General features: G+C 64.6%; 17 protein-coding genes. 6 read left to right on the top strand and 11 right to left on the bottom strand.

What is annotated here, in order from left to right; translation table 11 throughout:
* Positions 1–16 precede the first annotated feature (16 nt).
* From AC1RRE_RS02865 to AC1RRE_RS02900, 8 genes are all read right to left on the bottom strand, one after another.
* The gene (locus AC1RRE_RS02865) at positions 17–235 is read right to left on the bottom strand and encodes a hypothetical protein (RefSeq protein ID WP_492979566.1); all 219 of its coding nucleotides are present in this window, start codon (positions 233–235) and stop codon (positions 17–19) included.
* Positions 232–846 carry a nicotinate-nucleotide adenylyltransferase gene (locus tag AC1RRE_RS02870; protein WP_492979568.1) on the bottom strand — a complete coding sequence of 205 codons (615 nt, stop codon included), beginning with the start codon at positions 844–846 and terminating at the stop codon, positions 232–234. Before AC1RRE_RS02870 ends, AC1RRE_RS02865 begins: the two co-directional genes overlap by 4 nt.
* A 25-nt stretch (positions 847–871) precedes the next feature.
* A complete protein-coding gene (locus AC1RRE_RS02875; RefSeq protein WP_492979570.1) occupies positions 872–2152 on the bottom strand; it encodes a glutamate-5-semialdehyde dehydrogenase in 1281 nt (426 codons plus the stop codon).
* 14 nt (positions 2153–2166) lie between these two features.
* Positions 2167–3282, bottom strand: a complete 1116-nt coding sequence (proB, locus tag AC1RRE_RS02880; RefSeq protein ID WP_492979572.1) for a glutamate 5-kinase — start codon at positions 3280–3282, stop codon at positions 2167–2169.
* Positions 3275–4309, bottom strand: a complete 1035-nt coding sequence (gene obgE, locus AC1RRE_RS02885; protein ID WP_492979573.1) for a GTPase ObgE — start codon at positions 4307–4309, stop codon at positions 3275–3277. The genes proB and obgE overlap by 8 nt, the downstream gene beginning before the upstream one ends.
* 97 nt (positions 4310–4406) lie before the next feature.
* On the bottom strand, positions 4407–4667 hold the full coding sequence (gene rpmA / locus AC1RRE_RS02890) for a 50S ribosomal protein L27 (protein WP_492979575.1): 261 nt from the start codon (positions 4665–4667) through the stop codon (positions 4407–4409).
* A 33-nt stretch (positions 4668–4700) separates the two neighbouring features.
* Positions 4701–5009 carry a 50S ribosomal protein L21 gene (gene rplU, locus AC1RRE_RS02895; protein ID WP_492979576.1) on the bottom strand — a complete coding sequence of 103 codons (309 nt, stop codon included), beginning with the start codon at positions 5007–5009 and terminating at the stop codon, positions 4701–4703.
* Between the two features lie 87 nt (positions 5010–5096).
* On the bottom strand, positions 5097–5615 hold the full coding sequence (locus AC1RRE_RS02900) for a thermonuclease family protein (protein WP_492979578.1): 519 nt from the start codon (positions 5613–5615) through the stop codon (positions 5097–5099).
* 106 nt (positions 5616–5721) lie between these two features.
* On the opposite strand from AC1RRE_RS02900, the gene AC1RRE_RS02905 reads away from it, so the two are divergent.
* Together AC1RRE_RS02905 and AC1RRE_RS02910 are read left to right on the top strand one after the other, a co-directional pair.
* Entirely contained in the window at positions 5722–6630 is a 909-nt protein-coding gene (locus AC1RRE_RS02905; protein ID WP_492979580.1) for a diacylglycerol/lipid kinase family protein, read from the top strand.
* A gap of 37 nt (positions 6631–6667) precedes the next feature.
* A complete protein-coding gene (locus tag AC1RRE_RS02910; protein WP_492979581.1) occupies positions 6668–7303 on the top strand; it encodes a hypothetical protein in 636 nt (211 codons plus the stop codon).
* Positions 7304–7328: 25 nt separating this feature from the next.
* Here the strand turns inward: AC1RRE_RS02910 and AC1RRE_RS02915 are convergent, their stop codons facing one another.
* The 3 genes from AC1RRE_RS02915 to AC1RRE_RS02925 all read right to left on the bottom strand — a co-directional run bounded on the left by AC1RRE_RS02915 (position 7329) and on the right by AC1RRE_RS02925 (position 11226).
* Positions 7329–7745, bottom strand: a complete 417-nt coding sequence (locus AC1RRE_RS02915) for a tellurite resistance TerB family protein (RefSeq protein WP_492979582.1) — start codon at positions 7743–7745, stop codon at positions 7329–7331.
* 68 nt (positions 7746–7813) lie between these two features.
* Positions 7814–10588, bottom strand: a complete 2775-nt coding sequence (locus AC1RRE_RS02920) for an ATP-dependent DNA helicase (protein WP_492979583.1) — start codon at positions 10586–10588, stop codon at positions 7814–7816.
* 2 nt (positions 10589–10590) lie between these two features.
* Complete coding sequence (locus AC1RRE_RS02925) at positions 10591–11226, bottom strand: S24 family peptidase (RefSeq protein ID WP_492979584.1); 636 nt, start codon at positions 11224–11226, stop codon at positions 10591–10593.
* A gap of 140 nt (positions 11227–11366) precedes the next feature.
* On the opposite strand from AC1RRE_RS02925, the gene AC1RRE_RS02930 reads away from it, so the two are divergent.
* Genes AC1RRE_RS02930 through AC1RRE_RS02945 form a run of 4 tightly spaced genes read left to right on the top strand, consistent with a single transcriptional unit; the run spans position 11367 to position 13939 of the window.
* Positions 11367–11855: a hypothetical protein gene (locus AC1RRE_RS02930; protein ID WP_492979585.1), complete on the top strand. Its 489-nt coding sequence runs from the start codon at positions 11367–11369 to the stop codon at positions 11853–11855.
* A 37-nt stretch (positions 11856–11892) separates the two neighbouring features.
* Positions 11893–12111 carry a hypothetical protein gene (locus AC1RRE_RS02935; RefSeq protein WP_492979586.1) on the top strand — a complete coding sequence of 73 codons (219 nt, stop codon included), beginning with the start codon at positions 11893–11895 and terminating at the stop codon, positions 12109–12111.
* A 5-nt stretch (positions 12112–12116) separates the two neighbouring features.
* Entirely contained in the window at positions 12117–13715 is a 1599-nt protein-coding gene (locus tag AC1RRE_RS02940; RefSeq protein WP_492979587.1) for a portal protein, read from the top strand.
* Positions 13712–13939: a Bbp19 family protein gene (locus tag AC1RRE_RS02945; protein WP_492979588.1), complete on the top strand. Its 228-nt coding sequence runs from the start codon at positions 13712–13714 to the stop codon at positions 13937–13939. Before AC1RRE_RS02940 ends, AC1RRE_RS02945 begins: the two co-directional genes overlap by 4 nt.
* The last annotated feature ends 42 nt before the right edge of the window (positions 13940–13981 follow it).

Genomic DNA, 13981 nt, shown 5'->3' on the forward strand with positions numbered 1-13981 from the left:
GTCAGCGCAGCCAGAGTCAGCGCAGGTCGGCCAGCCACTTCGGCAGCGGCCCGGCGAGGTCATAGGTCTCCTGCGCCTGCAGCCGCGCATAATCGGCAATGGTCATGGCGTCCGGCTTTTCGTCCAGCACGGCCAGCTGCGGGAAGGTTGCCAGGATGGCGTCCTTGTCAGGCGCGTTAATGACTGCCCAGAGGCCGGCGCCATCGAGATCGTAAGACACGAGATAGCTGTTCACTTGGCCGTCCTCCGGTTTGACGTCTTGTTCTGTCGTATCGCGGTGGCACTCAACGGATTGAGCTTGGATTTCAGCAACAGGAAGGCCGGTGCTTCCTGATCCGCCAATGCGCCGGCCTGATGTTGCGCGATCCGATACCGGGACAGCCATTGTCCCGCCGGTGTCCGGGCCGCCATCAGATTAAAGCCCGGCCGGTCGAGAACCGCAATCGGCATTGTGGCGGCGATATCCTGCCAGGCATGCCAGCGGTGGAACTGCGCCAGATTGTCGGCCCCCATCAGCCAGACGAACTGCATATTGGGGTAATGCAACCGCAGGCGGCCCAGCGTGTCGACCGTGTAGCGCGTGCCCAGCTGCTGCTCGATGGCGGTGACATGAATGCCGGGATGGTCGGCGACGGCCTGGGCCTGGGCCAGCCGCTTGTCCAGGGGCGCCATGCCGTTGCGGCTTTTCAGGGGATTCTGCGGACTGACCAGCCACCAGACCTGATCCAGTCCCAGACGATGCAGCGCGGTGAGGCTGATCTCGCGATGGGCGGCATGGGCGGGATTGAAAGACCCACCGAGCAGACCAATACGCAGATGCTGGCGCGAGCCGAGGGAAGGGATCATGCGCCGCGCTGCATCCTGTTCCTGGTCAGACCGGCCGGATCTGGCCGGTGCCATGCACCAGATACTTGAAGGTGGTGAGCTGCTCGACGCCGACCGGGCCGCGCGCATGCATCTTGCCCGTTGCGATGCCGATCTCGGCGCCCATGCCGAACTCGCCGCCATCGGCGAACTGCGTCGAGGCATTGTGCAGCAGGATGGCGCTGTCGAGCCGGTTCATGAACTGCGCAGCATTCTGGGCATCCTGGGTCAGGATGGCATCGGTGTGATGCGAGCCATAGGCGCTGATATGCGCGATGGCATCGTCCAGGCCATCGACCACCTTCACGGCGATGATGGCGTCCAGATATTCGGTCGCCCAGTCTTCTTCGGTGGCGGGCTTGACGCGGGCATCGACGGCCTGCGTCTCGGCATCGCCGCGCACCTCGCATTTGGCGTCCAGCAGCATCGTCACCAGCGGCGCCAGATGGGTCTTCACGGCGGCCTTCTCGACCAGCAGCGTTTCGGCCGCGCCGCAGACGCCGGTGCGGCGCAGCTTGGCGTTCAGCACAATGGACTCCGCCATGGCCAGGTCAATGCTGGATTCAACATAGACATGCACGTTGCCGTCGAGATGGGCAAAGACCGGCACGCGGCTTTCCGCCTGCACGCGGGCCACCAGCGACTTACCGCCGCGCGGCACGATCACGTCGAAATACTCCGCCGCCGTCAGCATCGCGCCGACAAAGGCGCGGTCGGTGGTGGGCGCCAGCTGGATCGCCGCTTCGGGCAGGCCGGCCTGACGCAGGCCGTCGACCAGGCAGGCATGGATCGCCTTGCTGGACCTGTAGCTCTCGCTGCCGCCGCGCAGCACGCAGGCATTGCCGGCCTTGAGGCAGAGGCCGCCGGCATCGGCGGTGACATTGGGGCGGCTTTCGTAAATCACGCCGATCACGCCCAGCGGCGTGCGCACGCGTTCGATCTTCAAACCATTCGGCCGGGTCCAGCAGGCCATCACATCGCCGACGGGATCGGCGAGCGCCGCGATCTCTTCCAGCCCCTGCGCCATCGCCGCAATGCGCTTGGAATCCAGCAGCAGGCGGTCCAGCAGGGCGGGCGTCAGATCTTTCGCCTTGGCCGCGGCGATATCCTCGGCATTGGCTTTCAGGATCGCGGCCTCGTTGGCGCGGATCGCCTTGGCGGCCTGCAGCAGGGCGCTGTTCTTCTGCATGGTGTTGGCAGTGGCCAGCACGGCAGCCGCATCCTTCGCGGCGCGGCCGATGCCGGCCATCAGGACGGTCACGTCGGTGATGGAACTGGAGACAGCCATTTTCGCATGCAAGGTCATCGCAGCACCAACTCGTCACGATGGATCATTTCGTCGCGGCCACGGTAGCCGAGAATATCTTCTATGTCGCCGGATTTATGGCCCTTGATGCGACGGGCATCCTCGTCGGCATAGGCCGAAAGTCCAACGGCGATTTCAGCGCCATCCGACGCGCAGACGCGCACCAGATCGCCGCGCTGGAACCGGCCTTCGACATTCGTCACACCGGCAGGCAGCAGCGAGCGGCCCGACCGCAGCGCCTTCACCGCGCCGTCGTCCAGCGTCAGCGTGCCCTGCGGATTGAGATGGCCGGCGATCCACTGCTTGCGCGCGGCCGCCGGAGTGGAATGGGCATGAAACCAGGTGCAGCGGCCACCATCGCGCACGCCCTGCACCGGATGCATCTGCTTGCCGTTGGCGATCACCATGGCGCAGCCGGCGCCCACGGCGATCTTGGCCGCCACGATCTTGGTGATCATGCCGCCGCGACCAAGGCCTGAGCGCGATACGCCGGCCATGGCCTCGATCTCGGGCGTGACCGCCTCGATCTCGGAGAGGAATGTCGCATTGGTGTCGAGGCCGGGATCGGCGGTGTAGAGCCCGTCGATATCCGACAGCAGCACCAGGCAATCGGCCGAGATCATCTGCGCCACGCGGGCGGCGAGGCGATCATTGTCGCCGAAGCGGATTTCCGCCGTCGCGACAGTGTCGTTTTCATTGACCACCGGTACGACGCCGAGCTTCAGCAGCGTGTTCACCGTCTCGCGCGCATTCAGGTAATGCCGGCGCGATTCCGTATCGCCTAGCGTCAGCAGCAGCTGCGCGGTCTTGAGGTCATGCTTGGCCAGTGCATCCTGCCAGGCCGAAGACAGCCGAATCTGGCCGGCAGCGGCAGCCGCCTGGCTCTCTTCCAGCCGCATGGCTTTCGCATCCAGGCCCAGGATGCGGCGGCCGAGCGCGATGGCGCCTGAAGACACGACCAGCACTTCCTTGCCATCAGCGCGCAGCTTCGCGATATCCTCGACCAGTGCGGTCAGCCAGGCCTCGCGCAGCGTGTTCTTCTCGGCATCGACCAGCAGCGACGAGCCGACCTTGATGACGATCCGCTTGGCCCGGTCGAGACCGTTACTCATCGTCCGTCTCGAGTTCGATCTTCGCCTTCTCGGCGGCGCGCGCCTCGGCGATGATGGCATAGAGCGCATCGCTCACCACCTGCACGCCTTCACCGGTGACGCCCGAGAGCGCCAGCACCGGGCGCTTGGCTGAGCGCTTCAGCCTCGCGATCTTGTCCTTCAGCTCGTCGGCCGGGATCGCATCGATCTTGTTCAGGCCGATGATCTCGAGCTTCTTGTCCAGCCCGGCGCCATAGACCTTCAGCTCCTTGCGGATCAGCTTCCAGTCGGCCACCGGGTCTTCAGCGGTGCCGTCGACCAGATGCAGGATGACGGCGCAGCGCTCGACATGGCCAAGGAAGCGATGGCCCAGACCGGCGCCATCGGCGGCGCCTTCGATCAGGCCGGGCAGATCGGCCAGTACGAATTCGCGGTCATTCGATTTCACCACGCCCAGCTGGGGCTTCAGCGTCGTGAAGGGATAATCGGCGATCTTGGGCTTGGCGCGGCTGACACGGCTCAGGAATGTCGACTTGCCTGCATTGGGCAGGCCGACGAGACCCGCATCGGCGATCAGCTTCAGCCGCAGCCAGATCCATTTCTCTTCACCGGGCCAGCCGGGATCGGAGCGGCGCGGCGCGCGATTAGTGGCCGACTTGTAATGCTCGTTGCCGAAACCGCCATCGCCGCCCTTGCACAGCAGCACGCGCTGGCCGATCTGGGTCAGGTCGGCGATCAGGGTCTCGTTATCCTCGGCCAGAACCTGCGTGCCCTTCGGCACCTTCAGGATCACATCGTCGGAATTCGCGCCGGAGCGCTGGCGGCCGGAGCCATGACCGCCGCGCGCGGCGCGGAAATGCTGCTGGTAGCGATAGTCGATCAGCGTGTTGAGGCCATCGACGCATTCGACCCAGACGTCGCCGCCCTTGCCGCCGTTGCCGCCGTCAGGTCCACCGTATTCGATGAACTTCTCACGACGAAAGCTGGTGGAGCCAGGGCCGCCCTGTCCGCTTTCGATAAAGACCTTGGCCTGGTCGAGGAACTTCATGTGTGTATCGGTGTGTCAGTCTGGACAAAGAAAAAGGGGAATGGCCTGCGCCATTCCCCTTGATCGATTGTGATGCTTGCGGGAAAGGCGCGTGTGATCACGCCTCCGGCGGCAGCACCGAAACGTAAGACCGGCTGCCCTTGCCGTTATGGAACTTCACCTTGCCGTCGGCGGTGGCGAACAGGGTGTGATCCTTGCCCATGCCGACATTCTGGCCCGCATGCACCTTGGTGCCGCGCTGGCGCACGATGATGTTGCCGGCGACGACGGACTCGCTGCCGTACTTCTTGACGCCGAGGCGCTTGGACTCTGAATCGCGACCGTTACGGGAAGAGCCGCCAGCTTTCTTATGTGCCATGGAACTGTCTCCTTAAACTTTTCAGCGCGCGCTTTAGGCGGCGATCTCGAGGATCTTCACCGCGGTGTAGCGCTGGCGATGACCGTTCTTGCGACGCGAATTCTGACGGCGGCGCTTCTTGAAGATGACCAGCTTCGGGCCACGGGTCAGGCCGATCACTTCGGCCTTCACCTTCGCCTTGGAAACGGCGCTGCCGACCTTGACGTCGCTGCCGTTGCCGATCGCGATCACCTGGTCGAATTCGACCTTGGCGCCGGCTTCACCAGCCACCAGTTCGACCTCGAGCACGTCACCCGCTGCCACCTTGTACTGCTTACCGCCGGTCTTGATCACTGCGAACATATTGATATTCCATAAGAAAGCGGCAGTGCCGGCCGTCCGGCACCGCCTGAATTCGAGGGGCGCACTATAGCCGGGGCAAAGGGGCTGTCAACCCCGGATTCCGGTGGGGTTTCTGGCGGGTTTGGCCCGTCTTTCCTTACGCCAGTCCCAGGCCGGCTGGGCTCGGGCGGACGCCGCCCAGATGCCATTGCCCATGATCTGGGCCTCCAGCTCGGCATCCTCGTAATCCCGGGCATAGGAGCGGTAGGCCCAGGCCAGTCCGGCCCGCACCATGGCCCGGTTCAGATCGTCGCTTCCGGCATAGCAGATGGCCACCACCCGGCCATAGCGGTCGCGGTCTTTCTCGGCGCAGGTGACGGCCCGGCCGCGGATCAGGCCGCGCAGGTAGGAGGCCGCCTCCTGGCCGCACAGCCAGTCATGACCATCTCTTTGGCAAACCTGGGCTTTTTCCGGGGCATCGATGCCATGCAGGCGATAATTCACTCCCGCCATCTTGATCGTGTCGCCGTCGAGCACACTGGGAAGCAGGGCCGGTTCGGCGGCGGGGGCCGGGGTCGCGCCTACAAGAAGGAGCAGGGGCAGGAGCCGAATCGCATACCATGTCATGCAATCGACTTAGCATACTTTGGTATGCCTGGCGGGTGGCCGGATGGGCCGACTGTCACAAAACCATGGCTGACGCCGCCCCCCGAAATCTGTTATCCGGGCCGGGATGTCCGCCGTTTCCACGCCTGTTTCCTATCGCCGCCGTCTGCTGGTGATCTACAACCCGACGGCCGGGCGGCGGAAACGCCATCGCCTGGAGGCCTATCTCGACCTTCTGGAAGATTCAGGCTGTGCGGTGGAGTTCCGCCCCACCACCAAACGCGGTGATGCGGAAAGCTTTGCCCATGACGGCCATGCCGAGAAATATGATGCGGTGGTCGCGGCCGGCGGTGATGGCACCATCGGTGAAGTGGCCAACGGTCTTCCTGAAAACAGCGCGCCGCTCGGCATCTTCCCATTGGGCACCGCCAATGTGCTGGCGATGGAAATCGGTCTGCCGCTTGATCCGCCGAGTGTGATGCAGGCGGTGCTGCACGGACCGTCGACGACGATCTGGCCCGGCTTCGTGAATGATCGTCTTTTCACCATCATGGCCGGCGTCGGCTTCGATGCGCATGTGGTGGCCAAGCTGCCGCCGAAGCTGAAGCGCTGGCTCGGCAAGGGCGCCTATGTGATCGAGTCCTTGCGCCAGCTCGTGCAATACAGCGTGCCGGGCTATCGCCTGATCATCGACGGCAAACCCTATGACTGTGCTTCTGCCGTCATCGCCAAGGGACATTTCTACGGCGGCAAGTTCGTCTGCTCGCCCAACGCGCGACTGGATGATCCAGCCTTTGAAGTCTGCCTGTTCCGCATGGGCGGCCGCATCGGCGCGCTGCGCGCCACGGCGGCGCTGACCATGGGTCTGCTGCAGAAGCTGCCCGAGATCGAACTGGTGCGCGGTCGCGAGATCATTATTGAGGGCGCGAACGGCGAACCGGTGCAGGCCGATGGCGACATTGCGGCTGTGCTGCCGGCGGTCACGCGCATCGGCGTGAAGGCGATTCCGCTGATCGTGCCGAAGTCTTTCCGGTAGTTTCGGCGTCATGACGTGGATGTTTCTGAGACGGAAAATGCTCTGGTATATCGCCAATGCGCTGTTTTACGGCGCCTTCCTTGTTTATGCCGGCACACTGCTATCCGACGGCATCCAGCATAACTTATGGCGTTACGGCCTCATGGCGACGGGAAATCCCGATCTTGCCGACGCGATAAAGTTTGGCGGCGGTCTTCTGGCATTCGAAGTCATGTGCGGCATCGCATGCCTGCTCTATATAAGCTGCTTCAATATCGGGCCATTCACTGTCTTCCCCATTTCAACGCGCAGTCTGCGCGTTCACATTGCTCCGCGTCTGAACGGGAAGCTTCTGAAATCAGGGGCGCTCGCCAATAAAAGCCAGTTGGTGGAAATGCACCGGTTGCTGGTCGATGACCGGGCCGCCCTGATCCGGGCCTGTGGGATGAAGCCGACGACTGCGATAAAGCTTACCTCGCCGGCGGCCTGGAAGATCAGGCGACGGCTGAGACAGGCCGGTTACAGGAAGGCCCGCACCAATGTGATGCTGGCGCAGCTATACCGGCTGAGCTTCTGGTTCTGGAAAAAGAGGAAGGGCCTGTTCAGCAAAACGGCGCAGGTCGAGCTCGACCGGCGGTTCAGGTTCATCCGCCCGGCAGTCTGGTTCCGCACCTGGATACATGCAGGCGATTAGGACCGGTGTATCTGACGGACTGGCGTCAGTGCGGCAGGCGCTTGTAGCGCACGCCGGCACCGCGCTCGATGGCGGCGGCATGCAGGCGCTCGACCCGCAGTTCATGGCGCAGCATTTCCAGCCAGCGCAATTCTTCCTGGCGGCCATGGCCATCGACAGCGACGATGTCGCAGGCCAGCGCATAGGCGGTTTCAGCCCAGTCGCCCGGCAGCGCCTCGGTCACCAGACCCAGCACCGCATCGACGCCGTCTTCCTGATCCAGCAGCGCGACGCAGTCGCCGATCGCCACCTGCATGGCGTCGATGCCGAAGCCGCGGAAGATCGGCAGATGCCGCACCGCCACGTCGATGGCGGCAATTTCGGTCTCTTTCAGTTTCCCGTCGGCCACGGCGGCGATCACCATGGCGTAGATCAGGGCGTTCTGGGGCGTGATGGTCGACATGCGGGAGCAACCTTCAGGAGGGAGCCGTCGAACTAGCGGCGGAATGCGGCAAAAGCATGACCTGAAGCTTACGCCAGATTCTGCGCTTCGCCAGTGCTGGCCTGCAGCGATTTCAGGAAGCTGTGCGTTTCCGCCACCGCATCCCTGATCCCGACACGGCGCACATCGACGCTGGCCGGGAAGGCCGAGAGCAGACGCGATGGAAGCTGTGCATCGAGTACGACGAAGACGCCGTAATCATCGGCGCGGCGCAGCAGGCGGCCATAGGCCTGCTTCAGTTTCAGCCGCGTCAGCAGATCGTCGTAGGACTGGCCACCGAAGGCTGCCTTGCGCGCCTTGTGCAGCAGATCGGGCCGCGGCCAGGGCACGCGGTCGAACACGACCAGACGTAAAGAGGCGCCCGGCACATCGACGCCATCGCGCATCGCGTCCGTTCCCAGCAGGCAGGCATGTTCCTCGGCGCGGAAGATGTCGACCAGGGTCGCATTGTCAAGCGGATCGACATGCTGTGCATAGAGCGGCAGGCCGGCTTCGGCCAGCGGCCGCAGGATGCGCTTCTGCACGGCGCGCAGGCGGAAAATCGCGGTGAATAGGCCGAGCCCGCCGCCGCCGGCCGCGAGGAAGAGTTCGCGATAGGCGGCCGCCACCTGATCCATCGCGTCGCGGCGCACGTCCGTCACCACCAGTACGCGGGTGCGGTTTGCATAGTCGAATGGCGAGGGGAAAGCTGCGCGGCGCGCCGGCTGCGGCAGATGACGCGCGCCGCTGCGGATTTCGGCGCTTTCCCAGGCGAGTTCCGGCGCGGCATCGGCTTTTGCCGGCGCGTTGTCGCGCAAGGTGGCCGAGGTGATCGCCACGCCATGGGCGGGTTTGAGCACGGCCGCGGAGAAAGGCAGCATCGGATCGAGGTAATGGCGATAGAGGCCGAGATCGAGATCACGGCTGTCGATGCGCTCCAGCCCGAACCAGTCGACAAAGGCCGCCGGCGTTTCGGTCTGCAAATCCAGCAGCATGCTGTGCCAGGCATCCAGCGTCAGTTTCCGCCGCAGCAGGCCGCGCACCGCACCCTCCATGCGGCTGCGCGTCGCGGTGTCGAGTTCGGCCGTTTCGTCGGCCAGCATGTCGCTCAGGGCCTTGGTCAGACCGCTTAGCGGTTCCAGCAGGCGCTCGATGCCGCGCGCGAACTCCATAGCCGCATCGATCAGGCCATCAACCGGCTCGCGTGTCGGGCATTCCAGACCATAGGGGCTGTCCGGTTCGCGGCTGCGCGCCAGCACCTGTTGCCGCGCCCGGCTGAGGAATTTCTCGCCCGATCCTTGCGGATTGTTTTCGGCGATGCGCGCCAGCCAGCCTTCGCCTGGCAGGCAGCGTGCCGCTTCCACGATGGCTTCCAGCGTCGCCTTGCCGCGCTCGTCCTGCGCCACCAGATCGCCGATACGATTGGCCAGTCCGCGCGCCCGGCTGCGACGTCCGCCTTCAGGTCCGCGCAGCCAGCGTCGCAGATCGACGCCTTCCATGCCGGTGAGATGCGCCGCGAACGCGCCATCGGCGGCTTCGAACAGATGATGGCCTTCGTCGAAGACATAGCGCAGCGGCTTCTGGCTCTCGTCTTCACCCATCGCGGCCTGGATCATCACCAGCGCATGATTGGCGATCACCATCTCGGCCTTGCGCGATTTGCGCACGCTGCGTTCGATGAAGCATTTGCGGTAATGCGGGCAGCCGGCATGGATGCATTCGCCGCGCTGGTCGGTCAGACCCAGTGTGCGGTTGCGGCCATGAAGGTCGACGGCCCAGGCGGGGAAATCGCCACCGGCCAGATCGCCGTCCCGCGTCGCGCCGGCCCAACGCGCGATCAGGCTGAGCGGCACGATATCCTGCGGCCGCGCCACGCCGCCCTGGCTGGCGTCTTCCAGATTCAGCAGACAGAGATAATTCTCGCGGCCCTTGCGCACCACCACCTTGGCGGCCTTCTCGGCCGGGTCGGCGAACAGGCGATCCAGTTCGCCATCGATCTGGCGCTGCAGATTCTTGGTATAGGTCGACAGCCACACGGTGCCGCCATTCTTCTCGGCCCAGACGCTGGCCGGCGCGATATAGCCCAGCGTCTTGCCGATGCCGGTGCCGGCCTCGGCCAGCACGATCTCGGGCATGCCGATCATCTCGCGCGGCGCAAAGGCCTGTGCGGTGGTGGCGGCGTAATCAGCCTGCGTCTCGCGCAGCTCCGACACCGTGCCGAGCAGGCGCGCCAGCCGCTCGCGCGCTTCCATCGGCGAAACGCTCTGTGTGTCGGGCGGCGGCGGCGGCGCGTAATCCACCCATTCGGGCAATTCCTGCCAAATATCGAGTCCACCGAAACCGCCGGCGGGAACGCTGGCGGCTTCGGGTCCCAGCGCAGTGAGCAGATAGATCGCCCAGGGCCAGCCGGCTTTTTGCAGTGTCTGCGCCAGCCTTGCACTGCGTTTCAGCGCGCGCGGCTGCTGGCGTGGCAGGTCTTCCAGCAGGGCCTGCGCCGCATGATGCAGATACTGTACGGCCTCTTCGTCATCGGCAGCATCGAGATTGACGCGCGCCAGCAGGCCATGCGGCGTCGGCAGGCAGAATTTCGCCGGCCGCACGAAGGCGAACAGGTCGAGCAGGTCGTAAGACGGAAACGGTTCAACGCCGAGGCGCGTCGCCGTCGCCTTGCCATGCACCAGCAGCGGCGGCGTGGCGCGGGCGCGGCGTGCGGCGGTATCAGCGGAAATTTTTTCGAGCTGGCCGTTCTCGAACCACCAGGCATAACCACCGCCGGCGACCAGCGCCGGCAGTCGCCCCAGCGCCGATGCCAGGGATTCACTCATGCCTACTGCGCCGCCCAGACGACACGGGCGATCCAGGCGATGTCCTGCACGTCGAAGGCGCGTTCAGGATAGGCGGGATTGAAGGAGGCAAGCTCGACGCGGGTCAGCGTGCGGCGCGCCAGCACCTTGCACATCACCTCGCCCTGCGTGGTCTTGGCGATCACGCGATCGCCGCGCCGCACATTGGCGGCCGGCGACACGATCACCACATCGCCGTCGCGATAGACCGGCAGCATGCTGTCGCCGGTGATCTCCAGCGCATAGGCATTGGGATCGCCGATCTCGGGGAAGGGCACCTTCTCCCAGCCTTCGCCAGTGGGAAAACCGCCATCGTCGAAGAAGCCGTCCTTGCCGGCCTGTGCCAGGCCGATCAGCGGCACGCGATGGGTGCTGCGCGGCACGCCGCCGATATCGGAGAGCAGGTCCATGAATTCCGGCACGCTGGCGCCGGTCGCCTCAATCACCTTGGAGATCGATTCCGTCGACGGCCAGCGCTGCTTGCCGTCGCGCGAAATGCGCTTGGAGCGATTGAAGGTGGTCGGATCCAGCCCCGCCTTGCGGGCCAGTCCGGAGGCGGTGAGTCCATAGCGTTCGGCCAGCCCGTCGATGGCGGCCCAGATAGCCCGGTGTGTCAGCATGGGACGATAGTCTTGTAAATTCAGGATTTTGGCTACAGGAATATTATCACTGTATGCATTTGACTTGAGAACATTATAGGAATATAAGGGTCAACAAGGGCGTGTATTTCCCATATGTTCCGCCCGCTCTGGGGCTGGATATGAAACAAACCACTGAAAAACCGGCTAAACCGGGATTTCTGTCACCCGCCTACCCTGTATCCGATACGGGCTGCCAGCGCCGGGCCGTGGTGGTCTTCGCAGAGGAAACCCGGCTGCCCAAACTGCGCCGGCTCAAGCCCGGCTTCCGTCATTGCCTGGCCTACCTGGCCCTGGAAGAAGGCTGGGTGGGGGTCGATTCTTTGTCCCATCGCCTTGAAATCCATGGGTTTCCCCAGTGGTCGCCAGAGGCTGATCTCGCTGCCCATCTGCGCGGCCTGGGCCAGTGCGCGCTCACCGTTCCGGTGCTCGATCCGCCACGCCGGCTGGCTCCGCCGCTGCCGTTTTCCTGCGTCGAAACGGTCAAGCGGCTGATCGGCCTGCATTGCTGGAGTGTAAGAACACCTTGGGAACTATTTCTTGAATTGCGGAAAATATCCCTTGATTATGGATTTGTTTCGTTCTATTTTGATCGCGAAAAGAACATTTAAGCAACTCAACATTCCCCTCTGCAGGAAAGGCCGCATTATGGGTGGAATCTTCGGGTCTTCGCCGCCTCCGCCGCCCCCACCGCCGCCGGCTCCCCCGCCGCCGGTGGAAAATGAGGCCGAGCTGGCCGAGAAGGCCGCCCGCGAGCGCCGTCGCCGTGCCCAGGGCGAAACCATCGCCACCTCCTGGCGGGGCATCGATGACGGTGCCGGCAGCGGTGCGGCTGGTGCTGCGCCCAAGCGGCTGCTGGGCGAGTGATGGTCATGCAGATCACGTCTTCTTCTGTCTCTGTCGACGATCCGCTGCAGCCGGATGCGTTGCGCCGCCGCTATGGTCGCGTGCGCAGCCAGCGCAGCAGCTGGGATGCGCTCTGGCAGGATTGCTACGACTATGCGCTGCCGGCGCGCCGTCCTGGTCAGGCCGGTGTGGGCAGTCGCGTGAACGAACGCCTGTTCGATGTGACGGCCGCCGATGCCGCCGAGCAGCTTGCCGCGTCGCTGCTCTCGCAACTCACGCCGCCCTGGTCGCGTTGGTCCGCCTTCCAGCCCGGTCGCGATGTGCCGCAGGACCAGCATGGCGCGATGGCAGCCGAACTCGACAAGGCGGCTGAGCTTCTGCAGGCGCAGTTTGATCGCAGTAATCTGAGCGTCGAGCTGCACCAGGCTTTCCTTGATCTGGTGGTTGCCGGCACGGCCTGTCTGGCCTGCGAGGAATCGCCGCTGGGTGAACCGAGCGCCTTCTGCTTCTCTGCCGTGCCGCTCAACGATCTTGTACTGGAAGAAGGTCATGGCGGCCGGCTCGATACCGTGTTCCGCCGGCAGGACTACAGCCTGGAGCAACTGGCGCGCCGCTATCCCGCGCTGGAACAGCAGGGCTGGTTCGTCACGCGCCGCCAGCGCGAACCGGATGCGCGCCTGTCGGTGCTCGACTGCCTGCTGCCGGCGCCGCAGGCCATGCAGGGCTATGTCTTCGCCACGCTGCTGGAAGATGTCGCCGTGGATGAGGATGTCGCGCTGCTGGCCAAAGGCCGCTTCGATCATGCGCCCTTCATCGCTTTCCGTTGGCTGAAGGCGCCGGGCGAAACCTATGGCCGCTCGCCGGTGATGAAGGCGCTGCCCGATATCAAGACCGCCAACAAGGTGGTCGAGCTTGTGCTCAAGAATGCCTCGATCGCCGTCACCGGCATCTGGCAGGCCGATGACGATGGCGTGCTGAATCCGGCCAATGTGAAGCTGGTACCCGGCGCCATCATTCCGAAAGCGGTGGGGTCCTCAGGGCTCACGCCGTTGGCGGCGCCCGGCCGCTTCGACATCTCACAGATCGTACTCGACGACCTGCGCAGCCGCATCCGCCATGCCCTGATGGCTGACAGCCTGGGTCAGATCGATGGGCCGCGCATGACGGCGACGGAAGTGATGGAACGCTCGGCCGCGATGGCGCGCCAACTCGGCGCCACCTTCGGCCGGCTGCAGTCGGAACTGCTGGTGCCGCTGATCCAGCGCAGCTTGGCGATCCTGCAACGGCGCGGCGAAATCCCGGCCTTTGCGCTGGATGGCCGCGAAGTGTCGTTGGTGCAGAAGTCGCCGCTGGCGCGCCTGCAGGCCCAGGGCGATGTGCAGGGCGTGCTGACCTGGCTGCAGCAATTGCAGGCGCTGGGACCGATGGCCCTGCAGGTGGTCGATGCGGTCAGCGTTGCCCGCTGGCTCGGCCGCACGCTCGGCGTGCCCGGTGAATTCCTGATCGAGGCGGGCGAGATCTCGCCGTCGATGGAGCAGGGCGGCGCGCAACTGGCGCAACTGCTGCCGCAGCTCGGCCAGCAGCTGGGGCAACCGCCAGCACAACAACCGGGAGCCGCCGCATGAGCGAGACGATGACCGAACCGCTCAATGGCGATCTCGCCGCTGCCTTTGCGCGCTGCTTCCGCGGGCTGGATGGGGAGCGTGTGTTGAATCACCTGCGGCGCATCACCATCGACCGGCGCCTGGCGCCGGATACGAGCGAAGCCGAACTGCGTCATCTCGAAGGCCAGCGTCATCTCGCCGCCTATATCGCGCAACTCGTGGCGCGCGGGCAGCTAGGCGGTTGAGGCAAGTGGCTCTGGAACATTTAGGGATCAATGGAAAGGACA

It is taken from the genome of Ferrovibrio sp. GW821-FHT12D07 (assembly GCF_058807275.1).

Bases quoted from the DNA above. Each gene is read 5' to 3' on its own strand.
- AC1RRE_RS02870 (WP_492979568.1), bottom strand. From the start codon at position 846: ATGATCCCTTCCCTCGGCTCGCGCCAGCATCTGCGTATTGGTCTGCTC.
- AC1RRE_RS02875 (WP_492979570.1), bottom strand. From the start codon at position 2,152: ATGGCTGTCTCCAGTTCCATCACCGACGTGACCGTCCTGATGGCCGGC.
- proB (WP_492979572.1), bottom strand. From the start codon at position 3,282: ATGAGTAACGGTCTCGACCGGGCCAAGCGGATCGTCATCAAGGTCGGC.
- obgE (WP_492979573.1), bottom strand. From the start codon at position 4,309: ATGAAGTTCCTCGACCAGGCCAAGGTCTTTATCGAAAGCGGACAGGGC.
- rpmA (WP_492979575.1), bottom strand. From the start codon at position 4,667: ATGGCACATAAGAAAGCTGGCGGCTCTTCCCGTAACGGTCGCGATTCA.
- rplU (WP_492979576.1), bottom strand. From the start codon at position 5,009: ATGTTCGCAGTGATCAAGACCGGCGGTAAGCAGTACAAGGTGGCAGCG.
- AC1RRE_RS02900 (WP_492979578.1), bottom strand. From the start codon at position 5,615: ATGACATGGTATGCGATTCGGCTCCTGCCCCTGCTCCTTCTTGTAGGC.
- AC1RRE_RS02905 (WP_492979580.1), top strand. From the start codon at position 5,722: ATGTCCGCCGTTTCCACGCCTGTTTCCTATCGCCGCCGTCTGCTGGTG.
- AC1RRE_RS02910 (WP_492979581.1), top strand. From the start codon at position 6,668: ATGCTCTGGTATATCGCCAATGCGCTGTTTTACGGCGCCTTCCTTGTT.
- AC1RRE_RS02915 (WP_492979582.1), bottom strand. From the start codon at position 7,745: ATGTCGACCATCACGCCCCAGAACGCCCTGATCTACGCCATGGTGATC.
- AC1RRE_RS02920 (WP_492979583.1), bottom strand. From the start codon at position 10,588: ATGAGTGAATCCCTGGCATCGGCGCTGGGGCGACTGCCGGCGCTGGTC.
- AC1RRE_RS02925 (WP_492979584.1), bottom strand. From the start codon at position 11,226: ATGCTGACACACCGGGCTATCTGGGCCGCCATCGACGGGCTGGCCGAA.
- AC1RRE_RS02930 (WP_492979585.1), top strand. From the start codon at position 11,367: ATGAAACAAACCACTGAAAAACCGGCTAAACCGGGATTTCTGTCACCC.
- AC1RRE_RS02935 (WP_492979586.1), top strand. From the start codon at position 11,893: ATGGGTGGAATCTTCGGGTCTTCGCCGCCTCCGCCGCCCCCACCGCCG.
- AC1RRE_RS02940 (WP_492979587.1), top strand. From the start codon at position 12,117: ATGCAGATCACGTCTTCTTCTGTCTCTGTCGACGATCCGCTGCAGCCG.
- AC1RRE_RS02945 (WP_492979588.1), top strand. From the start codon at position 13,712: ATGAGCGAGACGATGACCGAACCGCTCAATGGCGATCTCGCCGCTGCC.